The sequence below is a fragment of the Kroppenstedtia guangzhouensis genome (genome assembly GCF_014637345.1).
GTDB classification, from domain to species: domain Bacteria; phylum Bacillota; class Bacilli; order Thermoactinomycetales; family DSM-45169; genus Kroppenstedtia; species Kroppenstedtia guangzhouensis.
Genome location: NZ_BMEX01000041.1, coordinates 1 through 4678 on the forward strand (window position 1 = coordinate 1; position 4678 = coordinate 4678).

General features: G+C 44.4%; 6 protein-coding genes. 3 read left to right on the plus strand and 3 right to left on the minus strand.

The features are described from left to right. Positions 1-6: 6 nt before the first annotated feature. The 3 genes from IEV46_RS17480 to IEV46_RS17490 all read right to left on the minus strand — a co-directional run bounded on the left by IEV46_RS17480 (position 7) and on the right by IEV46_RS17490 (position 2397). Positions 7-339, minus strand: a complete 333-nt coding sequence (locus IEV46_RS17480; RefSeq protein WP_188433846.1) for a YolD-like family protein — start codon at positions 337-339, stop codon at positions 7-9. 516 nt (positions 340-855) lie between these two features. Beyond that, the gene (locus IEV46_RS17485; protein ID WP_268235938.1) at positions 856-2019 is read right to left on the minus strand and encodes an MFS transporter; all 1164 of its coding nucleotides are present in this window, start codon (positions 2017-2019) and stop codon (positions 856-858) included. A 162-nt stretch (positions 2020-2181) separates the two neighbouring features. After that, positions 2182-2397, minus strand: coding sequence for a helix-turn-helix domain-containing protein (locus IEV46_RS17490; RefSeq protein ID WP_188433850.1), 216 nt, complete (start codon positions 2395-2397; stop codon positions 2182-2184). A 276-nt stretch (positions 2398-2673) separates the two neighbouring features. Between IEV46_RS17490 and IEV46_RS18425 the strand changes: the two genes are divergently transcribed. The 3 genes from IEV46_RS18425 (at position 2674) to IEV46_RS17500 (ending at position 4596) form a co-directional block, all read left to right on the plus strand. Continuing rightward, entirely contained in the window at positions 2674-2802 is a 129-nt protein-coding gene (locus IEV46_RS18425; protein WP_268235937.1) for a hypothetical protein, read from the plus strand. Positions 2803-2945: 143 nt separating this feature from the next. Further along, a complete protein-coding gene (locus tag IEV46_RS17495) occupies positions 2946-3125 on the plus strand; it encodes a hypothetical protein (protein ID WP_188433852.1) in 180 nt (59 codons plus the stop codon). Continuing rightward, complete coding sequence (locus IEV46_RS17500) at positions 3079-4596, plus strand: recombinase family protein (protein WP_188433854.1); 1518 nt, start codon at positions 3079-3081, stop codon at positions 4594-4596. The genes IEV46_RS17495 and IEV46_RS17500 overlap by 47 nt, the downstream gene beginning before the upstream one ends. Positions 4597-4678 lie beyond the last annotated feature (82 nt).

The window sequence follows — 4678 nt, forward strand, 5'->3', positions numbered from 1 at the left end:
CGCTCTTTATAACTCCTCTGCCCCGATGATCTTGGAGAAGGGGATGAGTTCCTTGTCCTCTCCGTTCTGCAATAGCAACCATCTCCCCACCGGATCGATCCGCATCACATAGCCAATGTACTTCTGTGGCCCGTAGGTGGAAGCATATGTCACTTCAATCGGCTGCTCCTCCAATTGTGACCGTTCAATCAAGCGACTGATTTCCTGCAGGACATCCTCAGCCAACAACGGCGGGCGGTACTCCTCTTCTCTCTGCCGCTCCTGCCCCAGTTTCGCTTCATGCTCCGGTAGAATCATCCGATGACCTTCCCACAGCTTATTACCACGTTCTAAGGCCATTTCCATCACCTCATCCTCTATATTACTCGAACGTACATTCGATTATAAAGGGGAATTTGTTCCAATAGCAGACGAGGGCTTTATTAAGTAGTAGTGGGGGTTTTCTTCTGAATTTACATCGCCTTTTTGGTAGTTGTTACCGTGGTTAATTGGTATAATAGACGTACCAAGACGCAAGTGATGGCCGGGGGCCGGTCGCAACTCCCCTGAGAAAGGGGGTGCGGCCTGTGCTGGAGAAGATTATCTTGATCCTATCCGCTACAAAAGCGTTGCTTGAAATCTGGCGATTCGTCGAAGAACGGGTTTCCAGCAGAAAAAGCAAACGCCCCCGGTCTAAGCGCTAAAGGTTGAAGGCCTTCGCTTAGATATGGGGGCGTTGCACGTCCTCAGGGCGACCGGCCTAAGCCAGCGTCGCGGTGCATTCGACCGTCGGGGGAGCCATCCCCGGCGGTCTTTGCTATTGTATGTTTATCATACCCAATTTATTGTCAGGTGTAAACCAATCGGCAAAACAGTTCAGATTTCTTTCATTCCTACTGTTTTTCGCCGCATGAATGAGAAGAAGAACAGAACAAGAATGGTTAGGCTCACCACACCCATTATGGGAAAGAGCGTTGCTCCCCCTGATTCATCTAAGAGCCATCCGCCAGCTAGGGGACCGAGGAAATATCCGATAACAGTTAGATTAGTTGATCCCAAATACGTACTTCTGAGCTTTTCTCCCCCTCGTTCTGCGATATACGATTCCCAAGTCGGGAAAAAGAGCATCTCCCCGAAGCTGATCAAGGTGATACCAACGTAGAATAACCACACCGGGCCACCAAAAAAGAGCGCAAGACCAGCAGAGAATATCAGTGTACTCCATGTCATCACAGTCCCCATCCGGAATTTTTCCAACTGACTTGCAGTCCAGTCCGATATGGGTACAGAGAAAAGGATTACCAAAACAGCATTAACGATCAAAAGAGCAGGATAGATCCCCATGTCCAACTGGTCGAGGAATAGTGGCAAGGTGGTTTCCAATTGAGAAAAGCCGATGTCGAATATCGTGCCCATGAGTAGAAATGTCATCAAAATCCTATCCCGGAAGATGGCACTAAAAACGTCGGATAGCGTAATGGCTTTGGGTGACTGAATATCTTCCCGGAAGCGAGTGACGACGAAAATTGATGTGATTAGCAATAGGAAATGGACAGATCCCGCTATCCAAAACAAAACAGTGTAAGAGGAAGAGCGGGTAAGGGCTGCACCGGCGAGGGGACCGACGGCTGCTGCCAAGTTCAGAGCCATATAGGCTCGGCCTAAGATTTTGGGATGCTCCTTTTTAGACACTAAGCCAATCATGATCGATTTTGATACTGTGTCATAAAATGCTCGAGCCAATCCGTTTAACAAACTTACGACGATTAATATCCCATAGGCTTTCGACCATGAGAACCCAAAATAGCTAAATGACCAGACTGCCAAACTTGCCAAAAGGATACTCTTTGGTCCCCACCGGTCGGCAAGGTATCCACCTACCAGCCCCCCAATGCTCCCAGCAAGCCAGCCGACTCCTACAATAAGTCCGACGTTGGTAGCGGGATAGCCGAGGTCAGCCAGGTATAGGGCCAAAAACGGCAGACACATAAACGTCGCGGTTCGGCCTATCGCTGTAGATCCCAGCAAAAACCAGACCATTGGGTGATAGGTTCGTATCCAGTTTTGTTGAATGGGAAATCCCTCCCTGACCCTTTTAATACCCAATACATTATACAATGATGTATTATAAGGGTAAAGAGAGGAATATTGTTGTTTTCTCTCTATGATAGCCCCTGTACCCTCGTATTGGGCAAGAGAAGGCTAATCTTCATATTCAATCTCAAACAATTCCTCGATGCGAAGATCCAATGCCTGAGCAATACGAAACAGGTTGGTACTATCGTGTCGGGACATCTTGTCGAAGCGGGAGATCGTTGGTTGGGGAAGATTCACCATTTCAGCAAAAGTGGCATGAGTCAACCCCCGTTCTTTCAATATTACGGATAACCGGGGGGTGACTTGTTTGACTTTCTTCATGAAAAAAACCTCCAAAACACAAAATAACTCCTTGCAAACCTTAATACACGAGTGTATAATGTATTATGTATCAAGTGACAAGGTTTTAATAAATTGTAGCACATCATGAGCCATATAAGGAGGAGATGGCTCATGAAACTGGACGAGGAGGTGACATCAATATGGAACTGAATCGTGTCAAAAACCGAGTGAAAAACCGTGTGAAGTAAGTAACAGCATCTATGAGCACCAGGCGATTTGCCTGGTGCTCTAACTATAAAATTAAGGAGCGATCACATGGACGACAAAGAAAAGAATATTTCTATTCAAAAGGATCTGGTCAAGGGAGAAGAAAGATTGTTTTTCGGCGAAGCCTGGGAGTATGGAGGTGTTCATGATGCTCCAACTAAATCAAAATTTACCTGATTGGAACGATATCAAAGGCGGTCCCCTCCACTAAGGAGGGGTCGCTTTTGTTTTCTGTATGTAAAAAAAGTCCGTCAAATGGCGTATGCTGGGCGTCTTTTTCTTGTCCTACTCGATTGTGATTGAAATGGAGGAATCATAAGATGAAGATTGAGCGAGTTTATTTGCTTTCGGAAGAAGAATCAAAACAACTTGTGTATGATTCTCTTGCAAGATATATAAACTCAAGCTTTAATAAGACCATTGTCAGAAGACGTAAGAAGGAGGAACCAAGTGGTGAAGTGCGCAATCTACGCAAGAGTATCCAGCGACAAGCAGGCTGATTCAATTGAGCATCAGGTCTCCCTTTTAACTGAATATGCTAAAGAAAGGAGGTGGGAAGTAACAGGGGTCTACGAAGATGAAGCGGTATCTGCCACAAGGATAACATTATGGCAAAGGCCAGCAATGAAACGACTTCTTGACGATGCAGACCAAGGGAAGATCCAAGTCGTTCTTTTCAAAGGCATCTCTCGACTTGCTCGTGATGTGGAGGAAGCAGTAGGAACCGCGAATCGTCTTAAAGCGAAAGGGCTTCGAATACTATCCCTTGAAGAGAATTTTGATTCAAACAACGTTGATAGCGAATTCTTCTTTACGATATATGCTGCACTGGCACGTCAGGAAGTTGAGAAATTATCAATTCGGGTACGATACGGGCAACGACAAGCTGCAAAAAGCGGAAAGTGGGTTACTGGAAAACCACCATATGGATATAAGAATGTCGGAGGGAGGTTGATTGTTGACGAGGATAGTGCGTGGATTATAAGAAGGATTTTCGATTTGTATCTTAACGACGGATTTGGAGCAAGAAAAATCTGTGATTATTTGAATGAAAATAATATACCCACTGCAATGGGTAAAGGAAGATGGAGAATAGCACGAGTTTGTCAAATTCTACAGAACCCCGCTTATAAGGGAGCTGTTGTTCATTCTCGAACAAGAAAAGAAGTTATTCGGGATTACGATTCGGATTCAATAAAACGGACAAAGATCACACATAATGCTCGTGATGAATGGGGTATCACTGAAAATGCACATGAAGCTATTATACCAGTGGAAATTTTTGATCGTGTACAACAGAGGTTAAAGAAACATAGGAAAAGACGAAAACCTAATAAGCGTTATCCTCTTTCAGGAATTGCGACTTGTTCAAAATGTGGTGGTTCAATGGTTGTCGTGAAAAAGAAAAACAGGAAGCCGAGTGGAAAAACCTTTACATATTGGTACTACAGATGTTCAACTTACCTCAACGATGGTAAAACAGGTTGCACTGGGCAAACAATCCGCCGGGAAAACTTGGAGGAAATTGTATTCAATGACCTTGAGAATGAGTTGAAGAAGTGGCGAAATGACAGGGAATTCTGGGAAAACTTTAGCCTTGTAGATCATACTGAAAAGGAAATCAGTCGGGAAATTGAGAATGTCGAACGCCGGATAAAGAAACTAAATAAAGATGTAAAGGATCTTTTTGATCAGCGGGATTTGTTCGATGAGGAAATGTACAGAGGGGTAATGCAGGATAAGCGTAAGGAAATAGAAAATGCGCGACAACAACGAGATGAGTTAAAAGAGAGGCTGGAGAATGGGGAACGGGAAAGTATCAACATAGAGGAAATTAGGGAGAAGATTGAAGATTATTTCAGCGGGAAACTGAATCCAACGGATGCAGCAAACACGTTTATCCAGCAGGTAATCGTCAATAAAGAAGCTGGGACTATTAAGATAGAATATATTTTGGATGATCGACGATGAGATTGATTTTAGAGCCACTGCCGGTAATCAGTGGCTTTTTTTATGCACGAAAGTTAGTCATTTTACTTCTTGATGTTGAGAC